The sequence below is a fragment of the Isoptericola haloaureus genome (assembly GCF_036689775.1).
Taxonomy (GTDB): domain Bacteria; phylum Actinomycetota; class Actinomycetes; order Actinomycetales; family Cellulomonadaceae; genus Isoptericola; species Isoptericola haloaureus.
This window is the reverse complement of sequence record NZ_JBAGLP010000117.1, coordinates 1-26,883: the sequence shown is the minus strand read 5'-3', so window position 1 is coordinate 26,883 and position 26,883 is coordinate 1. Positions and strand designations below refer to the sequence as shown.

The 26,883-nt window shown below is 74.6% G+C and carries 29 protein-coding genes; 27 read left to right on the top strand and 2 right to left on the bottom strand.

Going from position 1 to position 26,883, the window contains the following annotated elements:
- The first annotated feature begins 1 nt into the window (after position 1).
- The 19 genes from V5O49_RS08270 (at position 2) to V5O49_RS08180 (ending at position 18,796) form a co-directional block, all read left to right on the top strand.
- Complete coding sequence (locus tag V5O49_RS08270) at positions 2–457, top strand: type II 3-dehydroquinate dehydratase (RefSeq protein ID WP_278234501.1); 456 nt, start codon at positions 2–4, stop codon at positions 455–457.
- Between the two features lie 60 nt (positions 458–517).
- On the top strand, positions 518–1,198 hold the full coding sequence (locus tag V5O49_RS08265; protein ID WP_332901806.1) for a hypothetical protein: 681 nt from the start codon (positions 518–520) through the stop codon (positions 1,196–1,198).
- Positions 1,199–1,202: 4 nt separating this feature from the next.
- On the top strand, positions 1,203–1,577 hold the full coding sequence (locus V5O49_RS08260) for a hypothetical protein (RefSeq protein WP_278234499.1): 375 nt from the start codon (positions 1,203–1,205) through the stop codon (positions 1,575–1,577).
- Positions 1,578–1,674: 97 nt separating this feature from the next.
- Positions 1,675–2,238, top strand: a complete 564-nt coding sequence (efp, locus tag V5O49_RS08255; RefSeq protein ID WP_278234498.1) for an elongation factor P — start codon at positions 1,675–1,677, stop codon at positions 2,236–2,238.
- A gap of 1 nt (position 2,239) precedes the next feature.
- On the top strand, positions 2,240–2,656 hold the full coding sequence (gene nusB / locus V5O49_RS08250; RefSeq protein WP_278234497.1) for a transcription antitermination factor NusB: 417 nt from the start codon (positions 2,240–2,242) through the stop codon (positions 2,654–2,656).
- A gap of 130 nt (positions 2,657–2,786) precedes the next feature.
- Positions 2,787–3,392, top strand: coding sequence for a bifunctional pyr operon transcriptional regulator/uracil phosphoribosyltransferase PyrR (gene pyrR, locus V5O49_RS08245; protein WP_332901805.1), 606 nt, complete (start codon positions 2,787–2,789; stop codon positions 3,390–3,392).
- On the top strand, positions 3,389–4,378 hold the full coding sequence (locus V5O49_RS08240) for an aspartate carbamoyltransferase catalytic subunit (RefSeq protein WP_278234495.1): 990 nt from the start codon (positions 3,389–3,391) through the stop codon (positions 4,376–4,378). The genes pyrR and V5O49_RS08240 overlap by 4 nt, the downstream gene beginning before the upstream one ends.
- Complete coding sequence (locus tag V5O49_RS08235; protein WP_405001155.1) at positions 4,375–5,712, top strand: dihydroorotase; 1,338 nt, start codon at positions 4,375–4,377, stop codon at positions 5,710–5,712. Before V5O49_RS08240 ends, V5O49_RS08235 begins: the two co-directional genes overlap by 4 nt.
- Complete coding sequence (locus V5O49_RS08230; protein ID WP_332901804.1) at positions 5,709–6,263, top strand: PH-like domain-containing protein; 555 nt, start codon at positions 5,709–5,711, stop codon at positions 6,261–6,263. Before V5O49_RS08235 ends, V5O49_RS08230 begins: the two co-directional genes overlap by 4 nt.
- Entirely contained in the window at positions 6,260–7,534 is a 1,275-nt protein-coding gene (carA, locus tag V5O49_RS08225) for a glutamine-hydrolyzing carbamoyl-phosphate synthase small subunit (protein WP_332901803.1), read from the top strand. The genes V5O49_RS08230 and carA overlap by 4 nt, the downstream gene beginning before the upstream one ends.
- Complete coding sequence (gene carB / locus V5O49_RS08220) at positions 7,534–10,914, top strand: carbamoyl-phosphate synthase large subunit (protein ID WP_332901802.1); 3,381 nt, start codon at positions 7,534–7,536, stop codon at positions 10,912–10,914. Before carA ends, carB begins: the two co-directional genes overlap by 1 nt.
- Positions 10,911–11,771, top strand: a complete 861-nt coding sequence (pyrF, locus tag V5O49_RS08215) for an orotidine-5'-phosphate decarboxylase (protein WP_332901801.1) — start codon at positions 10,911–10,913, stop codon at positions 11,769–11,771. The genes carB and pyrF overlap by 4 nt, the downstream gene beginning before the upstream one ends.
- A 172-nt stretch (positions 11,772–11,943) precedes the next feature.
- Positions 11,944–12,255 (top strand): integration host factor, actinobacterial type, encoded by a 312-nt coding sequence (mihF, locus tag V5O49_RS08210; RefSeq protein WP_278234489.1) that lies wholly within the window; start codon positions 11,944–11,946, stop codon positions 12,253–12,255.
- 22 nt (positions 12,256–12,277) lie between these two features.
- The gene (gmk, locus tag V5O49_RS08205) at positions 12,278–12,934 is read left to right on the top strand and encodes a guanylate kinase (protein ID WP_332901800.1); all 657 of its coding nucleotides are present in this window, start codon (positions 12,278–12,280) and stop codon (positions 12,932–12,934) included.
- A gap of 75 nt (positions 12,935–13,009) precedes the next feature.
- Entirely contained in the window at positions 13,010–13,348 is a 339-nt protein-coding gene (rpoZ, locus tag V5O49_RS08200) for a DNA-directed RNA polymerase subunit omega (protein WP_278234487.1), read from the top strand.
- A 22-nt stretch (positions 13,349–13,370) separates the two neighbouring features.
- The gene (gene coaBC / locus V5O49_RS08195) at positions 13,371–14,606 is read left to right on the top strand and encodes a bifunctional phosphopantothenoylcysteine decarboxylase/phosphopantothenate--cysteine ligase CoaBC (RefSeq protein ID WP_332901799.1); all 1,236 of its coding nucleotides are present in this window, start codon (positions 13,371–13,373) and stop codon (positions 14,604–14,606) included.
- Between the two features lie 75 nt (positions 14,607–14,681).
- Complete coding sequence (metK, locus tag V5O49_RS08190) at positions 14,682–15,887, top strand: methionine adenosyltransferase (protein ID WP_332901798.1); 1,206 nt, start codon at positions 14,682–14,684, stop codon at positions 15,885–15,887.
- A gap of 39 nt (positions 15,888–15,926) precedes the next feature.
- Entirely contained in the window at positions 15,927–18,167 is a 2,241-nt protein-coding gene (locus tag V5O49_RS08185) for a primosomal protein N' family DNA-binding protein (protein WP_332901797.1), read from the top strand.
- Positions 18,167–18,796: an HAD family hydrolase gene (locus V5O49_RS08180; protein WP_332901796.1), complete on the top strand. Its 630-nt coding sequence runs from the start codon at positions 18,167–18,169 to the stop codon at positions 18,794–18,796. The genes V5O49_RS08185 and V5O49_RS08180 overlap by 1 nt, the downstream gene beginning before the upstream one ends.
- A 15-nt stretch (positions 18,797–18,811) precedes the next feature.
- Here V5O49_RS08180 and V5O49_RS08175 read toward each other — a convergent pair whose 3' ends face one another.
- Positions 18,812–19,531, bottom strand: coding sequence for a hypothetical protein (locus V5O49_RS08175; RefSeq protein ID WP_332901795.1), 720 nt, complete (start codon positions 19,529–19,531; stop codon positions 18,812–18,814).
- A 37-nt stretch (positions 19,532–19,568) separates the two neighbouring features.
- Between V5O49_RS08175 and fmt the strand changes: the two genes are divergently transcribed.
- The 4 genes from fmt to V5O49_RS08155 all read left to right on the top strand — a co-directional run bounded on the left by fmt (position 19,569) and on the right by V5O49_RS08155 (position 23,682).
- Entirely contained in the window at positions 19,569–20,531 is a 963-nt protein-coding gene (fmt, locus tag V5O49_RS08170; protein WP_332901794.1) for a methionyl-tRNA formyltransferase, read from the top strand.
- Entirely contained in the window at positions 20,528–22,075 is a 1,548-nt protein-coding gene (locus tag V5O49_RS08165; protein WP_332901793.1) for an RsmB/NOP family class I SAM-dependent RNA methyltransferase, read from the top strand. The genes fmt and V5O49_RS08165 overlap by 4 nt, the downstream gene beginning before the upstream one ends.
- A 94-nt stretch (positions 22,076–22,169) precedes the next feature.
- Positions 22,170–22,415: a helix-turn-helix transcriptional regulator gene (locus tag V5O49_RS08160; protein WP_332901792.1), complete on the top strand. Its 246-nt coding sequence runs from the start codon at positions 22,170–22,172 to the stop codon at positions 22,413–22,415.
- A complete protein-coding gene (locus tag V5O49_RS08155; protein WP_332901791.1) occupies positions 22,402–23,682 on the top strand; it encodes a type II toxin-antitoxin system HipA family toxin in 1,281 nt (426 codons plus the stop codon). The genes V5O49_RS08160 and V5O49_RS08155 overlap by 14 nt, the downstream gene beginning before the upstream one ends.
- 23 nt (positions 23,683–23,705) lie before the next feature.
- Here V5O49_RS08155 and V5O49_RS08150 read toward each other — a convergent pair whose 3' ends face one another.
- Positions 23,706–24,251 carry a GNAT family N-acetyltransferase gene (locus V5O49_RS08150; RefSeq protein WP_332901790.1) on the bottom strand — a complete coding sequence of 182 codons (546 nt, stop codon included), beginning with the start codon at positions 24,249–24,251 and terminating at the stop codon, positions 23,706–23,708.
- Between the two features lie 38 nt (positions 24,252–24,289).
- On the opposite strand from V5O49_RS08150, the gene rpe reads away from it, so the two are divergent.
- From rpe to V5O49_RS08130, 4 genes are all read left to right on the top strand, one after another.
- A complete protein-coding gene (rpe, locus tag V5O49_RS08145; protein ID WP_278234476.1) occupies positions 24,290–24,952 on the top strand; it encodes a ribulose-phosphate 3-epimerase in 663 nt (220 codons plus the stop codon).
- A 142-nt stretch (positions 24,953–25,094) separates the two neighbouring features.
- Positions 25,095–25,358: a phosphoribosyl-ATP diphosphatase gene (locus tag V5O49_RS08140; RefSeq protein ID WP_171245821.1), complete on the top strand. Its 264-nt coding sequence runs from the start codon at positions 25,095–25,097 to the stop codon at positions 25,356–25,358.
- 80 nt (positions 25,359–25,438) lie between these two features.
- Complete coding sequence (gene hisG, locus V5O49_RS08135) at positions 25,439–26,287, top strand: ATP phosphoribosyltransferase (RefSeq protein ID WP_332901789.1); 849 nt, start codon at positions 25,439–25,441, stop codon at positions 26,285–26,287.
- Between the two features lie 4 nt (positions 26,288–26,291).
- A complete protein-coding gene (locus tag V5O49_RS08130) occupies positions 26,292–26,750 on the top strand; it encodes a PH domain-containing protein (RefSeq protein ID WP_332901788.1) in 459 nt (152 codons plus the stop codon).
- Positions 26,751–26,883: the final 133 nt, after the last annotated feature.

Genomic DNA, 26,883 nt, shown 5'->3' with positions numbered 1-26,883 from the left:
CATGACTGACACGCCGCACGTGATGATCCTCAACGGCCCCAACCTCGGTCGGCTCGGCGTCCGCGAGCCGGAGATCTACGGCCACGCGTCGATGGCGGACCTGCGCGTCGAGTCCGACGGGTGGGGGACCCGGTTGGGCCTGGACGTCGAGGTGCGGCAGACCGACGACGAGGCGGAGCTCGTGCGGTGGCTGCACGAGGCGGTGGACACGCGGTCGCACGTGGTGCTGAACCCGGCGGCCTTCACGCACTACAGCTACGCGCTGCGCGACGCGGCCGCCCAGGTGACGACGTCGTCGCTGCTGCTGGTGGAGGTGCACCTGTCGAACCCGGCCGCCCGGGAGTCGTTCCGGCACTACTCCGTCGTCGCCGGGATCGCGACGGGCACGGTGGCGGGGTTCGGCTTCGACTCCTACCGTCTGGCCCTCGAGGCCGTGGCGCACAAGCTCTCACGCTAGACAAGCATCTATCAAGCACCGAGTCTTGATCGGTAACCATCAAGCCTCTATGCTTGAGGCGTGATCGTCCTGACCGTCGACCAGCGCGGCAGCACCTCGCGCGGCGACCTGGTGCCGCAGGTGCTCGAGCTGCTCGGCGACCGCACGACCGACGACGGCCGCCCGCGGGCCGGGGTCCGGGTCGCGTTCGACCGCACGGTCGGCGACGAGGTCCAGGGGGTGCTCGACGGCGACGACGGGGCGGCCCTGGCGGTGGCCGTCGTGGCCGACCTCCTGCGCGAGGGAGGCTGGTCGGTCGGCGTCGGGGTCGGCGTCGTGCACGAACCGCTGCCCGCCGCGTCGCGGGCGGCCTCCGGACCTGCCTTCGTCCGGGCGCGCGAGGCCGTCGAGGACGCCAAGCGTCGCGGGCACGTCGTCCCGGTCGCCGTCGTGGGGACGGCGGAGGAGCCGGGGGCCACCATCGCCGCGGACGCCCAGGCGCTGCTGCGGCTGCTGGGTGCGGTCGCGGCGCGTCGGTCCGCGGCCGGCTGGGAGGCCGTCGATACGCTCGGGCGGCACGAGGCGTCGGCGGCGCCGCAGCGGGAGACGGCGGAGGCGTTGGGCGTGAGCGAGCAAGCGGTCAGCCAGCGGTTGCGCACCGCTCTGTGGGCCGAGGAGCAGGCGGTCCGCCCGCTGGCGGCCCGGCTGCTCCGGGCGGCCGACGCGGCGGCGGGCGCCGCCGACGGCGCGGGGGAGGACTGAGGCGATGGACGTGTGGTGGACGGTCGGCATCTGGGTGGCCACGCTCGCCCTCAGCGTCGGGCTGGGTGCCTGGCTCGTCCCGCTCGTGCTGCGGCACGCCGAGTCGCGCACCGCGGCGCAGGCACAGGCCGAGGCACTGGCGGTGCTGGGCAACGGGACCTGGATCGGGCTGCTGGAGCGGTTCGCGATCAGCGGCACGCTGCTGGCCGGCTACCCGGAGGGCGTCGCCGTCGTGGTGGCGGTCAAGGCGCTGGGCCGGCTGCCCGAGCTGCGCGAGCACCCCGTGGCCGGCGAGCGCTTCGTCGTGGGCAGCCTGGCGTCGCTGGTGTGGGCAGGGTCGCTCGGGATGGCGGGGCAGGCGCTGCTGGTGTCCCTGTAGACTGTTCCGGGCCGTTCTGCGGCCCGGGGTGCTGGCACCCCGCCGGGCCCTCCGGCTGACCATCCTTTCCCGAGACCTGTCGAGGACGAACAACACCGTGGCTACCTCCAACGACATCAAGAACGGCACCGTGCTGCGCATCGACGGCCAGCTCTGGTCCGTTCTCGAGTTCCAGCACGTCAAGCCGGGCAAGGGTGGCGCGTTCGTCCGCACCAAGCTCAAGAACGTGCTCTCGGGCAAGGTGGTCGACAAGACGTTCAACGCCGGCGCCAAGGTCGAGACGGCCAACGTCGACCGTCGCGACTACCAGTACCTGTACATGGACGGCGAGGACTTCGTCTTCATGGACACCGACACCTACGACCAGATCCCGGTCTCGACCACCGTCGTGGGCGGCGCCCAGGACTACATGCTCGAGGGCATGAGCGTCATGGTGGCCATGAACGAGGGCGTGCCGCTCTACGTCGAGCTGCCCCCGTCGGTCGTCCTGGAGATCACCTACACCGAGCCGGGCCTGCAGGGCGACCGCTCGACCGGTGGCACCAAGCCCGCCACGCTGGAGACCGGTGCCGAGGTCCAGGTCCCGCTGTTCCTCGACCAGGGCACCAAGGTCAAGGTCGACACCCGCGACGGGTCGTACCTGGGCCGCGTGAACGACTGACGTGGGAGCACGGACCAAGGCGCGCAAGCGCGCCGCCGACATCCTCTTCGAGTCCGAGCAGCGCCAGATCGACCCGCTGGTGCTCCTCGCGGACCGCGTGATCGAGCCGCACGCCGAGGCGAGCGTGCCGCAGTACACGGTCGAGCTCGTCGAGGGCGTCGTCGCTCACCGCGAGCGCATCGACGAGCTGCTCGAGACCTACTCGCGGGACTGGACGCTGGCGCGCATGCCGGCCGTGGACCGGTCGCTGCTGCGCGTGGGTGCCTACGAGCTGCTCTACAACGACGACGTGCCGGACGCCGTCGCCGTCGACGAGGCGGTGGACCTGGCCGGCCAGCTGTCCACGGACGACTCGCCGAGCTTCGTCAACGGCGTCCTGGGCCGGCTGATGGAGATCAAGCCGACGTTGCTGGACTGACCGTCTCGCCGGTGTGACGCACCGGACGTCCGTCCTGCGGGCGTCCGGTGCCGGACGCCGACGATCCGGGTTACGCTGACCCGGACAGACCCCCTTTAATGCCGTCCCGTGAGGCGGAGAAGGAGTCCCGTTGCGCCCTGGACCTGCCCTGCCCGCAGACCCGCACCCGGACGGCACCACCGTCCTCGGCGCGAGCGACGTCGCTCGCGCCCTGACCCGCATCGCCCACGAGATCGTCGAACGCGCCAAGGGCGCCGACGACGTGGTGCTCCTCGGCATCCCGACCCGCGGTGTGACGCTCGCCCACCGGCTCGCCGAGCGGCTGTCGGCCATCGAGCCCGCCTTCGACGCCGCCGCCAGCACCGGCGAGCTCGACGTGACGATGTACCGCGACGACCTGCGCCGCCAGCCCACGCGCGCCGTCGGCGTGACCCGCCTGCCGCGGGCCGGGATCGAGGGACGCACCGTCGTCCTCGTCGACGACGTGCTGTACTCCGGGCGGACCATCCGCGCCGCGCTGGACGCGATCGGCGACCTCGGCCGGCCGCGGGCCGTGCGCCTGGCCTGCCTGGTCGACCGCGGGCACCGCGAGCTGCCCATCCGCCCGGACTTCGTGGGCAAGAACCTGCCGACCTCCACCTCGGAGCGCGTGCGCGTCCTGCTGAGCGAGGTCGACGGCGTCGAGGACGCCGTGGTCATCTCCGGCCGCGAGGACACCGAGGGGGACGCGCGATGAAGCACCTGCTCTCGACCGCCGACCTGAGCAAGGACGAGGCGGTCCTGCTGCTGGACACCGCGGCGCAGATGGCCGCGACCCAGTCGCGCGAGATCAAGAAGCTGCCGACGCTGCGCGGCCGCACCGTGGTCAACCTGTTCTTCGAGGACTCCACCCGCACCCGCATCTCCTTCGAGACCGCGGCCAAGCGGCTGTCCGCCGACGTCATCAACTTCTCGGCCAAGGGCTCGAGCGTGTCCAAGGGCGAGTCGCTCAAGGACACGGCCCTGACGCTTCACGCGATGGGCGCCGACGCCGTGGTCGTGCGGCACTGGGCCTCCGGTGCCCCGTACCAGCTCGCGCACGCCGGCTGGCTCGACGCGGGCGTGCTGAACGCCGGCGACGGCACACACCAGCACCCGACCCAGGCGCTGCTGGACGCCTACACGATCCGCCGTCACCTCGTGGGTCTCCGCGGCGGTGCCGGGGAGGGTGTCGGCGCGGACCTGGCCGGGCTGCGGGTCGCGATCGTCGGCGACGTGCTGCACTCCCGGGTCGCACGGGCGAACGTGGCGCTGCTGCACACCCTCGGCGCCGAGGTCACGCTCGTCGCCCCGCCCACGCTGGTGCCCGTCGGCGTGGAGACGTGGCCGTGCGCCGTGTCGTACCACCTCGACGAGACGCTGGCCGAGTTCCGGCCCGACGCCGTGATGATGCTGCGCGTCCAGCGCGAGCGGATGTCGGGCGGCGCCGGCGGGTTCTTCCCGAGCCCGCTGGAGTACACCCGCTACTACGGACTGGACGCCCGGCGCCTGGCGCGCCTGGCCGACCACGCGATCGTGCTGCACCCCGGCCCCATGAACCGCGGCCTGGAGATCTCCGCCGAGGCGGCGGACTCCGACCGCGCCGTCATCGTCGAACAGGTCGCCAACGGCGTCGCGGTGCGCATGGCGGCCCTCTACCTGCTGATGGCCGGGGAGGACTCGGCGGAAGGGAACGACCTGTGAGCCTGGAGTCCACCACCTACGTCCTGCGGGGGGCACGCCTCCTGGGCGGCGACGCCGCCGACGTCGTGCTGCGCGACGGCGTGATCGCCGAGATCACGGCCGCGGGCACGGCCGACACCACCGGTGCCGAGGTCGTCGACGCCGCGGGGCAGGTCCTGCTGCCCGGTCTGGTCGACCTGCACACCCACCTGCGCGAACCCGGCCGCGAGGACGCCGAGACCGTGGCGTCGGGGACGCGCGCCGCCGCGGCCGGCGGGTTCACCGCCGTGCACGCGATGGCCAACACCTCCCCGGTGGCCGACACGGCCGGCGTCGTCGAGCAGGTCTACCGGCTGGGGCAGGAGGCCGGCTGGGCCGACGTCCACCCCGTCGGCGCCGTGACGGTCGGGCTCGACGGCGAACGGCTCGCCGAGCTGGGGGCCATGGCCGACTCGGCGGCGCACGTGCGCGTCTTCTCCGACGACGGCAAGTGCGTCGCCGACCCCGTGCTGATGCGCCGCGCCCTGGAGTACGTCAAGGCCTTCGACGGCGTCGTGGCCCAGCACGCGCAGGAGCCCCGGCTGACCGAGGGCGCCCAGATGAACGAGGGGATCGTCTCCGCCGAGATCGGCCTGACCGGCTGGCCCGCCGTCGCCGAGGAGGCGATCATCGCCCGCGACGTGCTGCTCGCCGAGCACGTCGGCTCGCGGCTGCACGTGTGCCACCTGTCCACCGCCGGCTCGGTGGAGATCGTGCGGTGGGCCAAGTCCCGCGGCATCGACGTCACCGCCGAGGTCACCCCGCACCACCTGATCCTCACCGACGACCTCGCCCGCAGCTACGACCCGACGTTCAAGGTCAACCCGCCGCTGCGCACCGCCGCCGACGTCGAGGCCGTGCGCGAGGGCCTGGCCGACGGCACCATCGACATCGTGGCCACCGACCACGCCCCGCACAGCCGCGAGGACAAGGACTGCGAGTGGGGCGCGGCCGCCTTCGGGATGACCGGGCTGGAGACGGCGCTGAGCGTCGTGCAGGAGACCATGGTCGACACCGGCCGCCTGACCTGGTCCGACGTCGCCCGCGTGCTGTCCGCCGCACCCGCCCGGATCGGCCGCGTCGACACGGGCCCCGCCGCGCAGGGACGGCCCGTCGCGGTCGGCGAGCCCGCCAACCTGACCCTGGTCGACCCGGCCGCCCGCCGGACCGTCGACGGCGGCACGCAGGTCACCGCCAGCGGGAACACCCCCTTCCGGGGCCGCGAGCTGCCCGGTCAGGTCCGCGCGACGTTCCTGCGCGGCCGCGCGACCGTGCTGGACGGCACCCCGGTCGCCGCGGGGGAGGCGGTCCGATGAACCTGCCCCTGCCCGTCGCCGTCGCGATCTGGGTCGTCGTCGGCCTCGCGCTGCTCCTGCTCGTCCTGACCGGCCGCCGCCGGCTGGCCACCCGCACCCGCCATCTCGTGCCCGCCCCGCCGCAGCCGCCGCTGACCGAGGGCGAGCTCGGCGAGCTGGTCGTCGGCCCGGTCGAGGCCGTCTACGTCTCCAGCACGCTGCACGGCGACTGGCTGGCCCGCATCGGCGCCCACGGCCTCGGCGACCGGTCGCACGCCGAGGTCGGAGTGTACGCCGGCGGCGTCGTCGTCGACCGGGACGGCGCCGAGCCGCTGCTGCTGCCCGCCGCGACGCTGCGTGCCGCCGGCACGGCCCCCGGCATGGCCGGCAAGTACGTCGGCCGCGACGGCCTGGTCGTGCTGACCTGGCAGGTGCCGAGCGACGGCGCCGTCGAGGCCACGACCGTCGACACCGGCCTGCGCACGCGTCACCGCGCCGACAGCGACCGCCTCCTGGAGGCGGTGCGGCCCCTCATCACCCCGTCCGAGCCGAGCGCGAAGGATCACCCGTGAGCACCACCACCCGCAGCACCGAACCGGCGATCCTCGTCCTGGAGGACGGCACCGTCGCCCGTGGCACCGCCTACGGCGCCCGCGGCGCCACCGTCGGCGAGATCGTCTTCTCCACCGGCATGACCGGCTACCAGGAGACCCTCACCGACCCGTCCTACCACCGCCAGATCGTCGTGATGACCGCCCCGCACGTGGGCAACACCGGCATCAACACCGACGACCCCGAGTCCCACCGCATCTGGGTCGCCGGCTACGTCCTGCGCGACCCGGCGCGGCGCCCCTCGAACTGGCGCGCCACCGGCAGCCTCGACGACGACCTGGCCGCCCAGGACGTGGTGAGCATCGCCGGCGTCGACACCCGGTTCCTGACCCGGCACCTGCGCGAGCTCGGGGTCATGCGCGCCGGGATCTTCTCCGGCGAGGCGCTGGTGGAGGACGGCGTCGAGCGCGACGTCGCCGACCTCGTCGCCGAGGTCAAGGCCGCCCCGCCCATGGCCGGCGCCGACCTGGCCCGCGAGGTCTCCACGGCCGAGACCTACACCGTCGAGCCCGCCGGCGACTTCGCCGGCGCCGAGCCGGTGGCCACCGTCGTGGCCGTCGACCTCGGCATCAAGGCCATGACGCCCGCCCGGCTCGCCGAGCGCGGCGTGCGCGTGCACGTCGTGCCGCAGTCGGCCTCCTTCGACGACGTCGCCGCGCTCCTGCCCGAGGACGCGCCCGGCGGCGTGTTCTTCTCCAACGGTCCCGGCGACCCGTCCGCCGCCACCGCGGAGATCGACCTGCTGCGCGAGGTGCTGGACCGCCGCATCCCGTTCTTCGGCATCTGCTTCGGCAACCAGCTCCTCGGCCGTGCCCTCGGCTACGGCACCTACAAGCTCGGCTACGGTCACCGCGGCATCAACCAGCCCGTCCTGGACCGCACGACCACCAAGGTCGAGGTCACCGCGCACAACCACGGCTTCGCCGTCGACGCCCCCGTCGAGACCGTCAGCACCGCGCCGCACGACGCCGAGCGGGACGACGACGTGCGCTACGGGCGCGTGATCGTCTCCCACGTCGGCCTCAACGACCGGGTCGTCGAGGGCCTGACCGCCCTGGACCTGCCCGCCTTCTCGGTGCAGTACCACCCCGAGGCGGCCGCCGGGCCGCACGACAGCGCCTACCTGTTCGACCGCTTCGTCGAGCTCATGACCACCCGCCAGCCCGTGGCCGTCCCCGACAGCGCGCTCGCCGCACTGGGCGGCGCCACCTCCGGCGAGAAGGAGAACTGATGCCCCGCCGTTCCGACCTCTCCTCCGTCCTGGTCATCGGGTCCGGCCCGATCGTCATCGGCCAGGCCTGCGAGTTCGACTACTCCGGCACCCAGGCCTGCCGCGTGCTGAAGGAGGAGGGCCTGCGCGTCGTCCTGGTCAACTCCAACCCGGCCACGATCATGACCGACCCGGAGTTCGCCGACGCCACCTACGTCGAGCCGATCACCCGCGAGGTGCTGACCTCGATCATCGCCAAGGAGCGTCCCGACGCCCTGCTGCCCACCCTCGGCGGGCAGACGGCTCTCAACGCCGCCATCGAGCTGCACGAGGCCGGCGTGCTGGACGAGTACGGCGTCGAGCTCATCGGCGCCAACATCCCCGCCATCCGCAAGGGCGAGGACCGCGAGGAGTTCAAGGAGGTCGTGGAGGTCTGCGGCGGCGAGTCCGCCCGCTCGCGCATCATCCACTCCATCGACGGCGCGCTCGAGGCCGCCGAGGACCTCGGCTACCCGATGGTCGTGCGCCCCTCGTTCACCATGGGCGGGCTCGGCTCGGGCCTGGCCTACGACGAGGCGGACCTGCGCCGCATCGTCGGCCAGGGCCTGCACTACTCGCCGGTCACCGAGGTGCTCCTCGAGGAGTCGATCCTCGGCTGGAAGGAGTACGAGCTGGAGCTGATGCGCGACAAGAACGACAACGTCGTGGTCGTGTGCTCCATCGAGAACGTCGACCCGGTGGGCGTGCACACCGGCGACTCGGTCACCGTCGCCCCGGCGATGACCCTCACCGACCGCGAGTACCAGACGCTGCGGGACATCGGCATCGCGGTCATCCGCGAGGTCGGCGTCGACACCGGCGGCTGCAATATCCAGTTCGCCGTCGAGCCGGACACCGGGCGCGTGGTGGTCATCGAGATGAACCCCCGCGTGTCGCGCTCCTCGGCGCTGGCCTCCAAGGCCACGGGCTTCCCGATCGCGAAGATCGCGGCCAAGCTCGCCGTCGGGTACACGCTGGACGAGATCCCCAACGACATCACCCAGGTCACCCCGGCCAGCTTCGAGCCGACGCTCGACTACGTCGTGGTCAAGGTGCCGCGGTTCGCCTTCGAGAAGTTCCCCGCGGCGGACGACACGCTGACCACCACGATGAAGTCGGTCGGCGAGGCGATGGCGCTGGGCCGCAACTTCACCGAGGCGCTCGGCAAGGCGCTGCGCAGCATCGACAAGGGCGGCGTCGACTTCCACTGGTCCGGCGAGGCGCCGTCCGGCGAGGAGCTGACGGCGCTGCTGGAGTCCCTGCGGCGACCCACCGAGCAGCGGCTCGTCGGGGTCCAGCAGGCGCTGCGCGCCGTCGAGGCGGGGCACGCGACCCTGGAGCAGGTCTTCGACGCGACGAAGATCGACCCGTGGTTCCTCGACCAGATCCTGCTGATCAACGAGGTCGCCGCCGAGGTGGCCGCCTCCGAGACGCTGACGGCCGACGTGCTGCGGACCGCCAAGCGCCACGGGATCTCCGACGTCCAGATCGCCGCGCTGCGCTCGATGGGGCCCGGGGGAGAGGCCGGCGTGCGCGAGACGCGCCACGCCCTGGGCGTGCGGCCGGTCTACAAGACGGTCGACACCTGCGCCGCGGAGTTCGCCGCGCGCACCCCGTACCACTACTCGTCCTACGACACCGAGACCGAGGTCTCCCCGCGTGAGCGCGAGGCCGTCATCATCCTGGGCTCGGGACCGAACCGCATCGGCCAGGGCATCGAGTTCGACTACTCGTGCGTGCACGCCGCCCTGACGCTCAAGGACGACTACGAGACCGTCATGGTCAACTGCAACCCGGAGACGGTCTCGACCGACTACGACACCTCCGACCGGCTGTACTTCGAGCCGCTGACGTTCGAGGACGTCCTGGAGGTCTACGAGGCCGAGCTCGCCGCGGGCCCGGTCAAGGGCATCATCGTCCAGCTCGGCGGCCAGACGCCGCTGTCGCTGGCGCAGCGGCTGTCCGACGCCGGGCTGCCGATCCTGGGCACCCCTCCCGAGGCGATCGACGCCGCCGAGGACCGCGGGCTGTTCGGCCAGGTGCTCGCCGAGGCGGGCCTGCCCGCCCCGGCGTTCGGCACCGCCCGCTCCCTGGGCGAGGCGCGCGACGTCGCCGACCGGATCGGCTACCCGGTGCTGGTGCGGCCGTCCTACGTGCTCGGCGGGCGGGGCATGGAGATCGTGTACTCGGCCGAGCAGCTCACCGGCTACGTCGAGCGGGCCCTGGAGGCGGCGGCCGCCCACGCGGTCTCCTCCCGCGCTCCCGGGGTGCTGCCGGCGCCGCTGCTCATCGACCGCTTCCTCGACGACGCGATGGAGATCGACGTCGATGCCCTGTTCGACGGCGACGAGCTGTTCCTCGGCGGCGTCATGGAGCACATCGAGGAGGCCGGCATCCACTCGGGCGACTCGGCCTGCGTGCTGCCGCCGGTGTCCCTGAGCCAGGCCGAGGTCGAGCGCATCCGCCGCTCGACCGAGGCCATCGCCCGGGGCGTGGGCGTGCGCGGACTGCTCAACGTCCAGTACGCCCTCGTCTCGGACGTGCTGTACGTCCTGGAGGCCAACCCGCGCGCCTCGCGCACCGTGCCGTTCGTGTCCAAGGCCACGGGGGCGTCGCTGGCCAAGGCCGCCGCACGCGTCATGGTCGGCGAGTCGATCGCGGACCTGCGCGCCGAGGGCGTCCTGCCGCCCACGGGCGACGGCGGCACCCTCGACCTGGGGGCGCCGCTGGCCGTCAAGGAGGCGGTGCTGCCGTTCAAGCGGTTCCGCACCGCCGAGGGGCACGTGGTGGACACGGTGCTCGGTCCGGAGATGCGCTCGACCGGCGAGGTCATGGGCTTCGACAAGGACTTCCCGCACGCGTTCGCCAAGTCCCAGGCCGCGGCCTACGGCGGGCTGCCGACGGCGGGCACCGTGTTCGTCTCCGTGGCCGACCGGGACAAGCGCTCGATCGTCTTCCCGGTCCAGCGCCTGGCGGACATCGGCTTCGAGGTGCTGGCCACGGCCGGCACCGCCCAGGTGCTGGCCCGCAACGGCATCGCGGCCACCACGGTGCGTAAGTACTCCGAGGGTCCGGGGGCGGACGGCGAGCCGACCGTCGTCGACCTGATCGGCGAGGGGAAGGTCGACCTGGTCGTCAACTCCCCGTCCGGCCAGGGTGCCCGCGCCGACGGCTACGAGATCCGCGCGGCCACCACCGCCGCGGACCGGCCGATGGTCACCACCGTCGACCAGCTCGCCGCGGCGGTGCAGGGCATCGAGGCGGTGCGCGGTGGGCCGTTCGACGTCGCGAGCCTGCAGGAGCACACCGCGGCCACGGTGGCCCGCCGCGAGACGGGCGGGGCCGTCGGGGTGGGCGCATGAGCGCACCGGCGCCGTTCGGCGCCCGCCTCGCGGCGGCCATGGACGACCACGGGCCGCTGTGCGTGGGCATCGACCCGCACGCGGCGCTGCTGGAGGCGTGGTCCCTGCCGGACGACGCCTCCGGCGTGCGCGAGTTCGGGCTGCGCGTCGTCGACGCCCTCGGGGGTCGGGTGGCGGCGCTCAAGCCGCAGGCGGCCTTCTTCGAGCGGCACGGCTCGCGCGGCCTGGCGGCCCTGGAGGACGTCCTGGCCGCCGCGCGGGCGGCGGGGACCCTGACGGTCGTGGACGCCAAGCGCGGCGACATCGGCTCGACGATGGCCGGCTATGCCGAGGCGTTCCTGGCCGACGCCTCGCCGCTGGCCGGCGACGCCGTCACGCTGACGCCGTACCTGGGCGTCGGGTCGCTGCGCCCGGCGCTCGACCTGGCCGCGGCCACGGGCCGCGGGGTCTTCGTGCTGTGCCTGACGTCCAACCCCGAGGGGGCGGCGGTCCAGCACGCCGTCGGCCCCGACGGGCGCAGCGTCGCCGCGTTCGTCGCGGCCCACGCCGCGACGCTCAACGCCGGTGCGCAGCCGCTGGGCTCGGTCGGCCTCGTGGTCGGCGCGACCGTGGGCGACGCGGCGCGCACCACGGGCACGGACCTGCCGGCGGTCAACGGCCCGCTGCTGGCGCCCGGCGTGGGCGCCCAGGGCGCGGGGGAGCGCGAGCTGGCGGCCGTGTTCGGCGCCGCGCGGGGCCAGGTGCTGGCCTCGTCCTCGCGGGGCGTGCTGGCCGCCGGGCCGGACGCCGCGGCGCTGCGCCGGGCGGCGGCGTCGGCGGCCGCCGAGGTGACCGCGGCGCTGCGTCCGGCGCGCTGACCGGCCCGGACGCCGTCGCAGCGCCCGGTTGCATCCGGTTCGGCCCGAATGTCGCTGCCGCGCGGTGGTGGGTTTTCCCACAGGCCCCGCCAGCGATTGCCGCTTCCGCAGGTCGTGGCTACTTTCGAGGGAGCAGTAACTCCCTGTCGGTCCGACTGAGTAGGTGACTTGCGTGGCCCTCCCTCCCCTCACCCCGGAACAGCGTGCGGCGGCTCTCGAGAAGGCGGCCGAGGCGCGTCGGGTGCGCGCCGAGATCAAGAACCGTCTGAAGTACTCCCAGGGGTCCCTCAAGGAGGTGATCGAGCAGGGCCAGACGGACGACGTCGTGGGCAAGCTCAAGGTCGTCTCCCTGCTCGAGTCCCTGCCCGGAGTCGGTAAGGTGAAGGCCCGGGCGATCATGGAAGAGATCGGGATCGCCGAGACCCGCCGGGTCCGTGGTCTCGGACCGCACCAGGCCCAGGCGCTGATCGAGAGGTTTGGCTGAGATTTCCGCACCATCCGCCGCCGTGCCGGCACCCCGTGACGCCGCCGAGACCGACGACCCGCGAGGCCCGGCACGGCTGACCGTGCTCGCCGGGCCCACGGCCGTGGGCAAGGGAACGGTCTCGGCCGACATCCGCACCCGCTACCCCGAGGTCTGGTTGTCGGTCTCCGCGACCACCCGGCCCCCGCGCCCGGGCGAGGAGCACGGCGTGCACTACCTGTTCGTCTCGCCGGCGGAGTTCGACCGGATGGTCGCCGACGGCGAGATGCTCGAGTGGGCGGTCGTGCACGGCCGGCACCGGTACGGCACGCCGCGGGGGCCGGTCCAGGAGCACCTGGCCGCCGGGTGCCCGACGTTGCTCGAGATCGACCTGCAGGGGGCGCGACAGGTCCGTGACGCGGTGCGCGGCAGCGACCTGGACGCGCAGTTCGTGTTCCTGTCGCCCCCCAGCACCGAGGAGCTGGTGCGCCGCCTGGTGGGGCGTGGCACCGAGGACGCCGAGGAGCGCGCCCGCCGGCTGGCCACGGCCGAGGTCGAGATGGCCGCCGAGCCGGAGTTCGACGTGACCATCGTCAACGACGACGTCACGCGCGCCACCGACGAGCTGGCCGGCCTGCTCGGCGTGCCCGGGGCGCGGGGCGAGCGACGTCGCCCCGAGGCCTCGCACGGCGGGCGGTAGACTGACCTGCTGAACCCCAGACCTTTCCCCGGTGGCGCTCGCCACCGGCCCCGACCTCTGCTTGGAGTGAGACACATGGCAGGAACGACGCCGCAGCCGATCGGCATCACCGACCCGCCCATCGACGACCTGCTGCAGCACAGCGAGTCCAAGTACGGCCTCGTGCTGTACGCGGCCAAGCGTGCCCGCCAGATCAACGCCTACTACGCCCAGCTCAACGAGGGCCTGCTGGAGAACGTCGGCCCGCTGGTCGAGGCGCGTCACCAGGAGAAGCCGCTGTCGATCGCGATGCGCGAGATCAACGAGGGCCTGCTGACGGCCGAGCCGGCCCCGGAGCCGAGCGAGCTCACCGCCGCCACGCCGGCCGACCCGACGGCGGAGTCCGAGCACGCCGCCGGCGACGAGATCGTCTGAGACACCCCTCGAGGCGTCGTCGATGAGGATTCTGCTCGGGGTCTCCGGCGGCATCGCCGCCTACAAGGCGGTGCTGCTGCTGCGCCTGCTGCGCGAGCAGGGCCACGCCGTGCGCGTGGTGCCGACGACGGCCGCGCTGCGGTTCGTCGGCGCCCCGACCTTCGAGGCGCTCTCCGGGGAGCCGGTGAGCACCGAGGTGTTCGACGACGTCGAGAACGTCCAGCACGTGGCGCTCGGCCAGGGCGCCGACCTGGTGATCGTCGCCCCCGCGACGGCGGACCTGCTCGCCCGGGCCGCTGCGGGACGGGCGGACGACCTGCTCACCTCCAGCCTGCTCGTGGCGCGCTGCCCGGTGGTGATGGCCCCGGCGATGCACACCGAGATGTGGGAGCACCCGGCCACCCGCGCCAACGTCGCAACCCTGCGCGCCCGCGGGGTGCACGTGGTCGAGCCGGCCTCGGGCCGGCTGACCGGCACCGACACCGGCCCGGGCCGGCTGCCGGAGCCGGAGGAGATCGCCCGGGTCGCCCTGGCCGTGGCCGCCGGCCCGGCCGAGCAGGTGCGGGTCCGGGACCTGGCGGGGCGTCGTGTGGTCGTCTCCGCGGGCGGCACCCGTGAGCCGATCGACCCCGTGCGGTTCATCGGCAACCGCTCCAGCGGCCGCCAGGGCGCGGCGCTGGCGGCCGCCGCCCGCGCGCGCGGCGCCGAGGTGACCCTGGTCGCGGCGCACGTGGACGCCCCGCTGACCGACCCCCTGGTGGCCGACGGCGTGGACGTGGTGGCCGTGTCCACCACGTCCGAGCTGCGCGACGCCGTGCGACGGGCGGCGGCCTCGGCCGACGCGGTCGTCATGGCGGCCGCGGTGGCGGACTTCCGGCCGCTGGCCGCACCGGAGGCGAAGATCAAGAAGGTCACCGGGCAGTCGCCGCCGGCGATCGAGCTGGCCGAGAACCCGGACGTGCTGGCCGAGCTGGCCGCCGACCGGGTCCGTGCCGGGCAGGTCGTGGTCGGCTTCGCGGCCGAGACGGGCGACGAGACCGGCAGCGTGCTGGAGCACGGCCGGGCCAAGGCACGCCGCAAGGGTGCCGACCTGCTGGCGGTCAACGCCGTCGGCCCGGACCGCGGGTTCGGCACGGAGGTCAACGAGGTCACGCTGCTGGACGAGCGCGGCGACACGGTGGCCAAGTCCGCCGGGTCCAAGCGGGAGGTCGCCGACGCCATCTGGGACGCCGTGGCGACCCGAATGACCGCATCGTGAGATAATCTCAGGATGTGAGCGACTTGACGGTGCTGATGACGTGCCCGACGCCGTGTGAACCGTAGGCTGGGTCCCATGACCGATGCGCTGCGCCTCTTCACGTCCGAGTCCGTGACCGAAGGCCACCCGGACAAGGTGTGCGACCAGATCTCGGACGCGATCCTGGACGCGCTGCTCGCCCAGGACCCGCGTTCGCGCGTCGCCGTGGAGACGATGGTCACCACCGGACTCGTGCACGTGGCCGGGGAGGTCACCACCGAGGCCTACGTCGAGATCCCGCAGATCGTGCGCGAGGTGGTGCGCGGCATCGGGTACACCTCGTCCTCCATCGGGTTCGACGGCGACTCGTGCGGGGTGTCGGTCTCCATCGGTCAGCAGTCGCCCGACATCGCCCAGGGCGTGGACACGGCGCTGGAGCGGCGAACCAACGCTGCCGACGTCGACCCGTACGACGCCCAGGGCGCCGGCGACCAGGGCCTGATGTTCGGCTACGCCACCGACGAGACGCCGTCGCTGATGCCGCTGCCGATCTTCCTGGCCCACCGGCTCGCCGAGCGGCTGGCCGAGGTGCGCCGCACCGGCGAGGTCTCCGGCCTGCGCCCGGACGGCAAGACGCAGGTCACCGTCGGCTACGACGGCGACCGGCCGGTCAGCCTGGACACCGTGGTGCTGTCCACCCAGCACGACGCCGACCTGGAGCAGGACAAGCTCGCCCAGGAGATGCGCGCCCACGTCATCGACCCGGTGGTGGCCCAGGTGGCCTCGGCCTCCGGCATCACCACCGACGACGTGCGCGTCATCGTCAACCCCACCGGGCAGTTCGTCATCGGCGGCCCGCAGGGCGACGCCGGGCTGACGGGCCGCAAGATCATCGTGGACACCTACGGCGGCATGGCCCGCCACGGCGGCGGGGCGTTCTCCGGCAAGGACCCCTCGAAGGTGGACCGCTCGGCCGCGTACGCGATGCGGTGGGTGGCCAAGAACGTCGTCGCCGCGGGCCTGGCGCGCCGCTGCGAGGTGCAGGTCGCCTACGCGATCGGCAAGGCCCAGCCGGTGGGGCTCTACGTGGAGACCTTCGGCACCGAGACCGTCGACCCGGCACGGATCGAGGCCGCCATCCGCGAGGTCTTCGACCTGCGTCCGGCGGCGATCATCGACGACCTGGACCTGCTGCGCCCCGTCTACGCCGCCACGGCCGCCTACGGCCACTTCGGCCGCGAGCTGGAGGCGTTCACCTGGGAGCGCACCGACCGCGTCGAGGCGCTGCGCGCCGCGGTCTGAGGGCGGCGCGGTGTCGGTGTCGTGTGATGGCATAGCGCCGTGACCTCCCCGGACGAGCCCGAGCAGGGCGCCCTGCTCGGGCTCGACGACGTCCCGGCCGCCCCGCGCCGCGGCCGCGCCCCCGGGCGCAAGCCCGGCCGCGAGCCCGCCGCCGTCGACCCGGTGGCTCGCGTGGTGCTCGACCTGGCCCCGGCCCACCTGGACCGCGAGTTCGACTACCTGGTGCCGGCCGCGCTGGCCGACGACGCGGTGCCCGGGGTGCGGGTGCGCACCCGGTTCGGCCCGCAGGACGTGGCCGGGTTCGTCGTCGCCCGGGCCGCGACCTCCGAGCACGAGGGCCGGCTGCAGCCGCTGCGCCGGGTCGTCTCGCCCGACCCCGTGCTGACCCCCGCCGTGCTGGACCTGGCCCGCCGGGTCGCCGCCCGGTACGCCGGCACCGTCGCCGACGTGCTGCGCCTGGCGGTGCCGCCGCGGCACGCCCGCGTCGAGGCCGAGGTGCTCGCCGACCTGGCCGAGCGGGCCGCGGCCCCCGACGAGGCGGCTGCCGTGGCGGACGAGGCGGCCGCCGATGACGTCGTCGCCGACGACGCCGACGACGCTGCCCAGGACGGGCCTGCCGCGTCGGCGACGGTCGGCGCACCCGTGGTGCCGCCGCCGTCGCCCCCCGGCGGCGAGGGCTGGCCGGACGTGTGGGCGCCCTACCGCACCGGGGAGGCCTTCTGCCGCCACCTGCTGGGCGGCCAGGCGCCCCGTGCGGTGTGGAGCCCGCTGCCGGGGCTGCAGGCGCCCGCCGGGCAGGAGGGCACCGCGCGCGTCCCGCACTGGGCCGCCGCGATCGCCGAGGCGGTGCGCGCGACCCTGGCCGGCGGGCGGCGCGCACTGGTCGTGGCGCCGGACGCCCGCGACGTCGAGCGCGTGTGCGCGGCGCTGGCGGCCGCCGGGGTCGCCGACGTGCGCCGGCTGCAGGCCGACGACGGCCCGGCTCCGCGCTACCGCGCCTTCCTGCACGCCCGGCACGGCCTGGCGTCGGTGGTCGTGGGCACCCGGGCGGCGATGTTCGCCCCTGTGCCGGACCTGGGGCTGGTCGTGCTGTGGGGCGACGGCGAGGAGACCCTCGACGAGCCGCACGCCCCGTACCCGGCGGCCCGCGAGGTGCTCGCGATGCGCTCCGAGGCGGAGGGTGCCGGGTTCCTGCTGGGCTCGCCCGGCCGGACCGTGCAGGCCCAGGCGATGCTGGCGCGCGGCTGGGCGGCCGAGATCGCCGCGACGCGCGACGTGGTGCGCTCGCGGGCCCCGCGCGTGCGGGCCCTGACGTCGGTCGAGCTCGCCGCCGAGGGGCCCGGCGCCGCCGCCCGGCTGCCCACGGCTGCCTGGCGCACCGCCCGGGCGGCCCTGGAGCGCGGTCCGGTGCTGGTCCAGGTGCCGCGTACCGGCTACCTGCCGGTGGTGGCGTGCGCCGCCTGCCGCACCGCGGCCCGCTGCACGCACTGCCACGGGCCTCTCGGCCTGCGCGGGGCGCGCGGCACCCCGCAGTGCACCTGGTGCGGACGCCTGGCCGGCGCCTGGCGCTGCGAGGAGTGCGGTCACGACCGGGTGCGGGCCGTGCGCGTGGGCTCCGAACGCACCGCCGAGGAGCTGGGCCGCGCGTTCGCCGGTGTGCCCGTGCGGGTCTCGGCGTCCTCGGCGCCCGGGGGGATCCTCGCCAGCGTGCCCGCCGACCCGGCGCTCGTGGTGGCCACCCCGGGCGCCGAACCCGTGGCCGAGGACGGGTACGCCGCCGCGCTGCTGCTGGACGCCGCGACCGCCACGGCCGGCATCGACCTGGCGATGGCCACCCGCGCCCTGCACCGCTGGATCGCCGCGGCCGGGCTCGTGCGCCCGGGACCGGACGGTCAGGTGCTGCTGGTCGGGGACGCCGCCCCGGCACCCACCGGCGCGCTGGTGCGGTTCGACCCGGCCGGCCTGGCCGAGCGCGAGCTCGACGAGCGCCGCGAGCTCGACCTGCCACCCGCCGTGCGCATCGCCGCCGTGACCGGCGACGCCGACGCCGTGCGCGCTGTCGTCGACCGCGTCGAGCTCGCCACGCCCGAGACGGTGCTCGGACCCGTGGAGCTGCCCGTCGACGACCGTCTCGAGGCCCGCGTGCGCGTCGTGGTGCGCGTGCCCCCGGCCGCCGGTGCCGAGCTCGCCGCCCAGCTGCGCGCCTCGCTGGCCGTGCGCTCCGCCCGCCGCGAGGGCGGCACCGTCCGTGTCCAGGTCGACCCCCAGGAGATGCTCTGATGCCCGCTGCCGCCCGCCCCGCCGTGGACGCCGTGGTCTACGACCTCGGCAACGTGCTGGTCGGCTGGGACCCGTACGGTGCCTTCGCCGGTCTCGACCGGGTCGAGGTGGACCGGTGGATGGACGCCGTCGACTTCGGCGCCTTCAACCACGCCCAGGACGCCGGGCGCACCTGGGCCGAGGCCGTCGCCCACCTGGAGGCCACCCGGCCCGAGCTGGCCCCGCTGGCGGCCCGGTACGCCCGCGACTACGCCGGCACCCTGTCGGCAGGGCCCGTGCCCGGGTCGGCCGAGCTCGTCGCCGAGCTGCACGCCGCCGGGGTGCCGCTGTACGGGCTGACCAACTGGGCGGCCGACACCTTCGACGCCGCCGAGCCCGCCGCTCCCGCCATCGGGCTGCTGCGCGACGTGCTCGTCTCCGGGCGGGTCGGGCTGGCCAAACCCGACCCGGCGATCTTCCGGCTCGCCGCCGAGCGCTTCGACCTGGCCCCCGCCCGCACCGTGTTCGTCGACGACACGCTGCGCAACGTCCGCGCCGCCCGGGAGGTCGGCTTCCACGCCGTGCACTTCACCGGCACGCCGGCGCTGCGTCGGGCGCTCGCGGACCTCGGGCTGCCCGTGGCGTCCTGAGAGCCGCCCGCCGGCTCAGGAGTCACCGACGGCGACCGTCCGCGGTGCGGCCGCCGCGGCGCGGCGCAACGCGTCGAGATCGGCGACGTCGTCGCGCAGGTCGAGGTCCCCACCGGCGGCCTCGAGCACGGGCCAGGTGAGGTCGCCGTCGTCCAGGTCGCCGAGCAGGATCCCGCCCAGGCCGACCCACCACTCGTCCCGGTGCTCCCCGGGTCCGTGGGCGACCAGGCCGACGACGTCGCCGAGCCCGGCCAGCGCGTCGCCCGCGGCGTCGGCGTCGGCCTCCCCGCCCAGGGTGGCCACGACCTCGATCGTGTCCCCGGGCGCGACGTCGACGCTGTCCACTGCCGCCACGACCTCGTCGACCTCGAGTGCCAGCACGACCTCGCGGCTGTCGGCGTCGCCGGACCAGGCGACCTCGCGCCCGGCGTCCGTGGACCAGTCGGTGGCCCGGCCGCGCTGCCAGCCGGTGATCTCGCCGGCCACGACGAGGTCCGAGAACGCCGTCGCGGACGAGCCGTCGACGTGGGTCACGCGGGGGAGCGTGGCGGTGACCGAGGCCGGGGAGAACGCGACGTCGCCGAACAGGGCGTGCTCCGCCATCGGCTCGGCGAACGCTCCCTCGGGCCCGGCGCACGCACCCGCCACGAGCACGACCCCCACGAGCCCGGCCACCGCCGGGGCGATCCTCGTCCCGTTTGCCGCGCCCTCGCGGCGGTGCTCGTCACGTCGCATGCCCTCTCCCTGTCTCGCCCCGCCCTAGACTTGCACGGTGCGTCTGCTGTTTGCCGGAACTCCCGAACCCGCCGTGCCCGCCCTGAAGGCACTGATCGACTCCGACCACGAGGTCGTCGCCGTGCTGACCCGCGCCGACGCCCGGGCGGGACGCGGCCGTCGGCTCGTGCCGAGCCCCGTGCGCGTCGCCGCCGAGGAGGCCGGCATCGACGTCATCACCGACGTCCCGCGCGGCGAGGAGTTCGTGGCCCGGCTGCGCGACCTCGACGTCGACGCCGCCCCCGTGGTCGCCTACGGCCACCTGCTGCGCCCCGACGTGCTCGCCGTGCCCCGGCTGGGCTGGGTCAACCTGCACTTCTCCGTGCTGCCCGCCTGGCGCGGCGCCGCCCCCGTCCAGCACGCGGTCCTCGCGGGCGACGAGGTCACCGGCGCCACCACGTTCCTGCTCGACGACGGCATGGACACCGGCCCCGTGCTCGGCACCGCCACCGAGACCGTCCGGCCCCGGGACACCTCCGGCGACCTGCTCGGCCGGCTCGCCGGCTCCGGCGCCGGATTGCTCGTGGCCACGCTGGACGCCCTGGAGGCCGGCACCCTGTCCCCGCAGCCCCAGAGCCCGGACGGCGCCTCCTACGCCCCGAAGATCACCGCTGAGGACGCCCTGGTGCGCTGGGACGCCCCGGCGCTCGCGGTCGACCGGCGCATCCGGGCCGTCACCCCGGCCCCCGGGGCGTGGACGACCCTGCCCGACGCCGACGACGGCACCCCGGGTGCACGGCTCGGCCTCGGCCCGGTGCGTCCGCGCCCCGACGTGGCCGACCTGTCCCCGGGACAGGTGCGCGCCTCGAAGTCCGAGGTGCTGGTGGGGACCGCCACCCACGCCGTCGAGCTCGGCGAGGTACGCCCCGTGGGCAAGAAGCCCATGGCGGCGGCCGACTGGGCGCGCGGCGCCGGACGCGCCGTCGTCGAGGCCGACGCCCCGCTGGGAGGGGCCCGATGAGCGCCGACCGCCCAGGACGCGACCAGCCCCGGGACGACCGCCGCAACGACCGCGGCCGCCAGCGCGGCGCCGCCCGCAGCCGCGGGCAGGGCCACCGCAGCGGCCAGGCGCCCTCGCAGCGCCGCCGGTCCACCGACCCGGCCCGCACGGCCGCCTACGACGTGCTGCGCGAGGTGGACGGCTCGGACGCCTACGCCAACCTCGTGCTGCCCCCGCTGCTGCGCGAACGCGGTCTGAGCGGCCGCGACGCCGGGTTCGCCACCGAGCTCGCCTACGGCACCCTGCGCCTGCGCGGCCGCTACGACGCGATCCTGGCGCGCTGCGTCAGCCGCCCCCTGGACCAGCTCGACCCCGAGGTGCTCGACGTGCTGCGCCTGGGCGCCCACCAGCTGCTCGGCATGCGGGTGCCCGCCCACGCGGCGGTGTCCGAGACCGTGGGGCTGTGCCGCGACCGTGTCGGGGCCGGACCGGCCCAGATGGTCAACGCCGTGCTGCGGGCCGTCGGACGCCGCCCGCTGGAGGAGTGGCTCGACGACCTGCGGGCCGACGCCCCCGACGCCGTGACCGGGCTCGCCCGGACCGGCTCGCACCCGGTGTGGATCACCCGCGCCCTCCGTGAGGCCCTGCACGGGCACGGCCGCGACGCGGGCGAGATCGCCGACCTGCTCGACGCGGACAACACGCCCCCGCGGGTGACGCTGGTGGCCCGGCCCGGGCTCGTGGACGCGGACGCCCTGACCGACGGCGCCGGGGACGACGTGCACCTGGAGGCGGGCCGCTGGGCGCCGACCGCCCGGGTGCTCGCCGCCGGCACCGACCCCGCCGACCTGCCCGCCGTCGCCGACGGCCGCGCCGGTGTCCAGGACGAGGGCTCGCAGCTGGTCACCCTCGCCCTGGCCGCCGTGCCCCTGGACGGACCCGACGCGCGCTGGCTGGACCTGTGCGCCGGCCCCGGGGGCAAGGCCGCTCTGCTCGCGGCGCTCGCGGGCGAGCGGGACGCCCGGCTGGTGGCCAACGAGCTGCAGCCGCACCGCGCCCGCCTCGTGCGCCGCGGGTTGCGGGCCGCCCCCGAGGGGGTCGTGGAGCAGGTGCGCACCGGGGACGGGCGCGAGGTCGGCACCGAGGAGCCCGGCGGCTACGACCGGGTCCTGGTCGACGCCCCCTGCACCGGCCTGGGCGCGCTGCGGCGGCGACCCGAGTCCCGCTGGCGGCGTACGCCCGCCGACCTCGGGGTGCTCACGCGTCTGCAGGGCGAGCTGCTGGACTCGGCGCTCGACGCCGTCCGGCCCGGGGGAGTGGTCGCCTACGTCACCTGCTCGCCCCACCTGGCCGAGACCCGGCTCGTCGTCGACGACGTGCTGCGCCGCCGCGACGACGTCGAGCGGATCGACGCCCGGGCGGCCGTGCGGGACGTGCTCGTGCCCGGGGCGCAGATCGACCTCGGGGCCGACGACGGCGGCGCAGACGGCCTGGACGTCCAGCTGTGGCCGCACGTGCACGGCACCGACGCCATGCACCTGACGCTGCTGCGCCGCGCGGGCTGAGGATCGTCGGGTGCAAGGAATTCCTTGCGCGTAGGCCTGTGTCGGGATAACCTGACAGCGATATCCGTCAGCAAAACCTGACAACGGAGGCACCATGGCCACCGACCGCTGGACCCATGCCCGCGGCCCCCGCGACCTCGGCCGCTTCGTCCAGCAAGCCCGCAGACAGCACGGACTCAGCCAGGCGGCGCTCGCGGACGAGCTCGGCCTGACGCGCCAGTACGTCTCCGAGGTCGAGTCCGGCGTCGGCAACCTCTACATCACGCGGCTCTTCGAGATGTTCGACGAGCTGGGGATCGAGGTCCGCCTCGAGCAGCGGGGCAGCGATGACCGCGCCTGAGCTGGACGCGTGGCTCTACGGCACACGCATCGCCCGGTTCTCCGCGCGGGACACCGGTCGCGGCGCCCCGCGCGTGGAGCTCGAGTGGGATCCGGGCGCCGTCGACCGCTGGGGGTACGGGTCGCGGGTCCTGTCCCACCTGCTCCCCATGGATCCCGACGGTGCGCCCGCGCCGGCCCGCGTGACGGCCTGGCTCGACGGGCTCATGCCCGAGGGGCGCGTCCGTGACCACATGGCCATGGACGCCGGTGTCGACCCGGACGACCCGGTCGGCTTCTTCGGCGCCTACGGCGGAGACACCGTCGGTGCGCTCCGGTTCGTCGCCGTGGGGGCCGAACCGCGAGAGCACGACCGCGAGGCGGTGCACCTCGACGACGCCGGCGTCGCGGACCTGCTGCGCGCGAGCATCGCCCGTGCCGGGGGACAGGCGCGCAGCCAGCGCCTCACGAGCTCGTTGCCCGGGATGGAGCCGAAGATCGGGCTCGTGCGCGACGACGGCGTCTGGTGGCGCGCCGCGCCCGACGAGGCGACCACGCACATCCTCAAGGTCGCCCGCGACGCCGCCTCGCCGACGGCCGACCTCGTGGACACCGAGGCGGCCGCCCTCGACCTCGCCCGCAGGATCGGCCTCACCACGATCCAGGCGCACGTCGAGACGTTCGCGGACGTGCGCTGCCTCGTGGTGTCCCGCTACGACCGCGTCCCCGACGACGACGCCGCCGGTGGGCTGCGCCGCATCCACCAGGAGGACGCCGCCCAGGCGCTCGGGATCAACACCCGTGACCCCGAGCGCAAGTTCCAGCACGGCCGGTCGATCCCGTCGCTGCAGGCGATCGCCCGGGTGCTGCGCGACGACGGCACCCGCCCGGACCGCCTGCTCGCCCTGACGGCGCTCAACCTGGCTCTCGGCAACACCGACGCCCACGCCAAGAACGTCTCGATGCTCCGCCGGGCTGACGGCACGGTGTCGCTCGCGCCCGCGTACGACATCTCGATGCACCTGCACCACGACCACGCCTCTCGCGTCTTCGCCATGGACGTGGCCGGTCAGCGCGACATGGACGCGATCAGCGGCACCGACCTCGTCGAGGAGGGCACCTCGTGGGGCCTGCCGCGCCGCCGGGCCGCGCGGGTCGTGTCGACGACGCTGGACGACCTGCGTGCGGCGCTGGGCGAGATCGACCGGGACGTGCACCCGGGCGTGGGGGCGGCGGCGTGGCGCACCGTGCAGGCGCGCACCGACGCGTTGCGCGGCGACCTGGCCTGAGCCGAGCGGCCCCTCGGCGGCGGTCAGTGCAGCGTGCGCTGCATCAGCATCGTGCTCACGTCGCGACCGTGCTTGCGGCCGACGTCGCGCAGGACGCCCGTGACCTCGAAGCCGAGGCGTCGGTGCAGCGGCACCGAGCCGGCGGCGGCCGGGTCGTCGGCGACGACGGCGATCACCTGGCGCACGCCGGCGACCGTGCAGGCGTCGAGCAGCGCCGACAGCAGCCGGGTCCCGACGCCCCGGCCCTGGGCCGCCGGCGCCAGATAGATCGTGTCCTCGACCGTGTGCCGGTAGGCCGCCTTGGGACGCCACGGTGCCGCGTAGGCGTAGCCGACCACCTCGCCGTCGAGCTCGGCGACGAGGAAGGGCAGGCCGCGGGCGTCGGCCTCGGCCAGTCGGCCGCGCCAGTCGGCGTCGGTCGGCGGCTCCTCGTCGAACGTGACGGCCGTGCGCGCCACGTACGGGGCGAGGACCGCGGCGACGGCGTCGAGATCGGACGCCGTGGCACGCCGCACGTGCGGGCGCATCACCGTCGCGGAGGCGTCGTCGGGGGAGGGGAGGGCAGCCACGGGGCGAGCGTAGACCGTGGGCGTCCTAGGCTGTGCCCATGCCTGCGCTGATCCACCCCAGCATCCTGTCGGCCGACTTCGCGAACCTCGAGCGCGACCTGCACGCCATCGCGACGGCGGACGCCGCGCACGTCGACGTCATGGACTACCACTTCGTGCCGAACCTGACGCTCGGCCTGCCGGTCTTCGAGCGGCTCGTGGAGGTCTCCCCGGTGCCGGTGGACGGCCACCTGATGATCGCCGACCCCGACCGCTGGGCGCCGGCGTACGCCGAGGCGGGTGCGGCGTCGGTGACCTTCCATGCCGAGGCGGCCCAGGCTCCGGTGCGCCTCGCCCGCGAGCTGCGCCGCCTGGGTGCGCGTGCCGGGGTGGCGCTGCGTCCGGCGACGCCCGTCGAGCCCTACCTCGACCTGCTCGCCGAGGTCGACATGATCCTCGTCATGACGGTCGAGCCCGGGTTCGGCGGCCAGTCGTTCATCGACGGCACGCTGCCCAAGATCCGCCGCGCCCGGGCGGCGATCAGCGAGCAGGACCTCGACGTGCACATCCAGGTCGACGGGGGAGTGTCCCGCTCCACGATCGAGCGGGCCGCCGAGGCCGGGGCGAACGTCTTCGTGGCCGGCTCCGCGGTCTACGGGGCGGACGACGTCCCGGCCGAGATCGAGACGCTGCGGGCGATGGCGGACCAGCACACCCACTGAGAGGCGTCGGGGCACCGACACCTGTCGTCGGTGCGCGCTGCTTCCTAAAAAATAGTGTGCCAAGCAGGTCTGAACCTGTGAGTTGCGTCCCGCAGCACGGACGAAGCAGGGACGCCCGGAGGTCGCCGTCTAGGCTGGGGGTGTGAAGACCTTCGACTCCCTGTTCGCCGAGCTGTCAGCCAAGGCCGAGTCCCGTCCCGCCGGGTCGGGGACCGTCGCGCAGCTGGACGCCGGCGTCCATGCGATCGGCAAGAAGATCGTGGAGGAGGCCGCCGAGGTCTGGATGGCGGCCGAACACGAGTCCGACGAGGCTGCCGCCGAGGAGATCTCGCAGCTGCTCTACCACCTGCAGGTGCTGATGCTGGCCAAGGGGCTCACGCTGGAGGACGTCTACGACCATCTGTGAGCGCCCTCGGGTGCTCTCGCGCACCCGGGCAGCGCGCTCCGACGTCTTCCTGCCGCTCCGTCCCAGAACGAGGTAAACCGTTGCTCCGCATCGCCGTCCCCAACAAGGGTTCGCTGTCCACGCCCGCCACCGAGATGCTGCGCGAGGCCGGCTACCGCCAGCGCCGCGACAACCGTGAGCTGGTGCTCACCGACGTCGACAACGACGTCGAGTTCTTCTTCCTGCGTCCTCGCGACGTGGCCGTGTACGTCGGGGCCGGCACCGTCGACGTCGGGATCACCGGCCGCGACCTGCTGCTGGACTCCGGCGCCGAGGCGGTCGAGCACCTGCCGCTCGGGTTCGCCGGCTCCACGTTCCGCTTCGCCGCACCGGCGGGCAGCGCGACCCAGGTCGAGGACATCGCCGGCAAGCGCGTCGCGTCGTCGTACACGACGCTCGTCGCGGGCTACCTGGCCCGTCAGGGCATCGAACCGTCGGCGATCGTCCACCTGGACGGTGCGGTGGAGAGCTCGGTCCGCCTCGGCGTCGCGGACGTCATCGCCGACGTCGTCGAGACGGGCAGCACGCTGCGTGCCGCGGGCATGGAGGTCTTCGGCGAGCCGATCCTGCGCTCCGAGGCCGTGATGATCCGGCACGCCGACCAGGACGAGCCCGTCGGTCTCGACGTCCTGACCCGCCGTCTGCAGGGCGTGATCACCGCCCGCGAGTACGTCCTGCTGGACTACGACGTGCCGATGGAGCTCGTCGACGCCGCGGTCGCCGTCACGCCGGGCTTCGAGTCGCCCACCGTGTCCCCGCTGCACAACGGCCACTCGGCCGCCGTGCGGTCCATGGTGCGTCGCGCCGACACCAACCGGGTGATGGATGCCCTCTACGAGGTGGGCGCCCGCGGGATCCTGGTGACCTCGATCCTCGCCTCGCGCCTCTGACCCGATGTCCGACGACGGCACCGGCCCGGCGTACCGCACGTTCCGTCCGTTCTGGGCGCGGGTGTCGGTGGCGGTCACCGGTGCCGTCGCGGCCGGGGGCAGCCTGCTGGTCGGGCTCTTCGCACCGACGGGCGTCCTCCTGGGGGAGGGCACCCGGCTGACGTTCGTCCTCTTCGCCGTGTTCGTCGTCTGGCTGCTCTGGCGGCTGGGCGGCGTGCACGCCCGGCCCGACGACGACGGTCTGACCGTCCGCAACGTCGTGCGCACCCGGCGGGTCGCCTGGCCGGAGATCGTCGCCGTGCGCATGACCCCGAACGACCCGTGGGTCGTCCTGGACCTGGCCGACGGTGGCACCCTCGCCGTCATGGCGATCCAGCGCGCCGACGGCGAACGGGGCATGGCCGAGGCGCGGCGGCTGCAGTCTCTCGTGCAGCGGCTGGGCGAGGCGCCCGACATCGACTGACTGTGAGGATCGCGTTCGCAGCCTGATGGTGCTGGGCTGTGGATCGGTGGTCTTGAGCGTGACCCTTCGACTGACTGGTCTCGTGCCTTTCACACGACTTGTCCGCTCGAGGCTGCCGGCCCCGGCCCGGTCG

Excerpts from the sequence above, each read along its gene's own strand:
- V5O49_RS08270 (WP_278234501.1), top strand. The coding sequence starts at position 2 with ATGACTGACACGCCGCACGTGATGATCCTCAACGGCCCCAACCTCGGT.
- V5O49_RS08260 (WP_278234499.1), top strand. The coding sequence starts at position 1,203 with ATGGACGTGTGGTGGACGGTCGGCATCTGGGTGGCCACGCTCGCCCTC.
- V5O49_RS08240 (WP_278234495.1), top strand. The coding sequence starts at position 3,389 with ATGAAGCACCTGCTCTCGACCGCCGACCTGAGCAAGGACGAGGCGGTC.
- V5O49_RS08230 (WP_332901804.1), top strand. The coding sequence starts at position 5,709 with ATGAACCTGCCCCTGCCCGTCGCCGTCGCGATCTGGGTCGTCGTCGGC.
- carB (WP_332901802.1), top strand. The coding sequence starts at position 7,534 with ATGCCCCGCCGTTCCGACCTCTCCTCCGTCCTGGTCATCGGGTCCGGC.
- pyrF (WP_332901801.1), top strand. The coding sequence starts at position 10,911 with ATGAGCGCACCGGCGCCGTTCGGCGCCCGCCTCGCGGCGGCCATGGAC.
- rpoZ (WP_278234487.1), top strand. The coding sequence starts at position 13,010 with ATGGCAGGAACGACGCCGCAGCCGATCGGCATCACCGACCCGCCCATC.
- coaBC (WP_332901799.1), top strand. The coding sequence starts at position 13,371 with ATGAGGATTCTGCTCGGGGTCTCCGGCGGCATCGCCGCCTACAAGGCG.
- metK (WP_332901798.1), top strand. The coding sequence starts at position 14,682 with ATGACCGATGCGCTGCGCCTCTTCACGTCCGAGTCCGTGACCGAAGGC.
- V5O49_RS08180 (WP_332901796.1), top strand. The coding sequence starts at position 18,167 with ATGCCCGCTGCCGCCCGCCCCGCCGTGGACGCCGTGGTCTACGACCTC.
- V5O49_RS08175 (WP_332901795.1), bottom strand. The coding sequence starts at position 19,531 with ATGCGACGTGACGAGCACCGCCGCGAGGGCGCGGCAAACGGGACGAGG.
- V5O49_RS08165 (WP_332901793.1), top strand. The coding sequence starts at position 20,528 with ATGAGCGCCGACCGCCCAGGACGCGACCAGCCCCGGGACGACCGCCGC.
- V5O49_RS08160 (WP_332901792.1), top strand. The coding sequence starts at position 22,170 with ATGGCCACCGACCGCTGGACCCATGCCCGCGGCCCCCGCGACCTCGGC.
- V5O49_RS08155 (WP_332901791.1), top strand. The coding sequence starts at position 22,402 with ATGACCGCGCCTGAGCTGGACGCGTGGCTCTACGGCACACGCATCGCC.
- rpe (WP_278234476.1), top strand. The coding sequence starts at position 24,290 with ATGCCTGCGCTGATCCACCCCAGCATCCTGTCGGCCGACTTCGCGAAC.
- V5O49_RS08130 (WP_332901788.1), top strand. The coding sequence starts at position 26,292 with ATGTCCGACGACGGCACCGGCCCGGCGTACCGCACGTTCCGTCCGTTC.